Here is a 1,434-nt window from a genome sequence, read left to right as displayed (position 1 = left end):
GCCGACCTGGACAAGGCCGCCGAAGCCGCCGCCGTCGGCGCGTTCGGCAACGCCGGCCAGGTCTGCGCCGGTGTCGAGCGCGTCTACGTCGTCGAACCCGTCTACCACCGGTTCCTCGACAAACTCGCGGCCGCGGCGAAGCGGGTGCGTCCCGGTGGCGACGACACCGCCACCTACGGGCCGATGACCCTGCCCCGCCAGGTCGACATCGTGCGCGATCACATCGCGGACGCCCTCACCCGGGGCGGCACCGCGGTCGTCGGCGGTGTGGGCGCGGTGCACGAGCGCTACATCGACCCGGTGATCCTCACCGACGTCCCGGAAACCTCTACCGCGGTGCGGGAGGAGACCTTCGGCCCCACCGTGGTGGTCAACAAGGTCGGGGATCTCGACGAGGCGGTCGAGCGGGCCAACGCCACCGCCTATGGGCTCGGGGCGTCGGTCTTCACCCGGAAGCGGGCCCGCGGCACCGCGCTCGCCCACCGCCTGCGCAGCGGGGCCGTGTCGGTCAACTCGGTCTTCAGCTACGGCGCCATCCCGGCACTGCCGTTCGGTGGGATCGGTGAATCCGGCTTCGGCCGCGTGCACGGCGCCGACGGGCTGTTCGAGTTCAGCCGCGCCCACGCCCTGACCGTCGAAAGATACCCAGCCCCCTTGAAACTGTTCGCGCTCGAACGCGCGGAACGGGACATGAGGATCGCCACCTGGATGTTCCGGCTCCGGCACGCACGGTAACAACGTTTCGAACTCACTCACCCGAAATCCAACCTTCAACGGCAAGGAGGCCCGCCGTGAACACCGAACAACCGACCCCGGCCACCACACCAACAAGCCCCTCGGACATCACGTCCGTCGCCGTGCGCTGCATGGAGATGATGGCCGACGGCGACCGCGCCACGTTCGAGGAACTGGTGCACCCCGACGCCATCAATCGCGAGTCTCGGACCGAACCCCCGGACACCAGAGTCATCGGCCCCGAAGGGTTCTACGCGACCGCGCTGTGGTTACGAGGCGCATTTGCCGAGTTGCACCACGACGTCCTGCACGCCGTGGCAGCGGACGATCTCGTCGTGCTCGATACCGTCATGACCGGCCGCCAGGTCGGGCCGTTCGTGACCTACGACGAACACGGTCGGGTCGACCAGGCCTTCGCGCCGACCGGAAAAAGCTTCTCCGTCCGCCAAACACACTGGTTACGGTTCGTCGACGGCAGGTTGATCGAACACTGGGCCGTCCGCGACGACCTCGGTATGGCACAACAAGCCGGGTGGATCCCGCCGACCCCGGCCATTCTGATCCGAAACGCTTTCGCCAAACGGCGAGCACGCAAGACCACTGCCGCCGGGACAGCGTTCCACTAGGGTGTGTCTCCCAATGATTTGTGGTGTTGTGCTGCAGACTCTTCGGTGTGGCAGACGTTGTTGATCGGTTTGA

Annotated in this window: 2 protein-coding genes; both read left to right on the top strand. The window is 67.2% G+C overall.

Annotated elements, in window-relative coordinates; all coding sequences use genetic code 11:
* Positions 1-735 (top strand): aldehyde dehydrogenase family protein (locus MLGJGCBP_RS47875; protein ID WP_160097898.1); only part of this gene is annotated, 735 nt, incomplete at its 5' end.
* A 56-nt stretch (positions 736-791) separates the two neighbouring features.
* Positions 792-1,361, top strand: a complete 570-nt coding sequence (locus MLGJGCBP_RS47870) for an ester cyclase (RefSeq protein WP_007300077.1) — start codon at positions 792-794, stop codon at positions 1,359-1,361.
* The last annotated feature ends 73 nt before the right edge of the window (positions 1,362-1,434 follow it).

Source organism: Rhodococcus sp. T7 (assembly GCF_009872365.1).
In the GTDB taxonomy this organism is placed as follows: domain Bacteria; phylum Actinomycetota; class Actinomycetes; order Mycobacteriales; family Mycobacteriaceae; genus Rhodococcus_F.
This window is presented reverse-complemented; position numbering and strand designations above follow the sequence as displayed.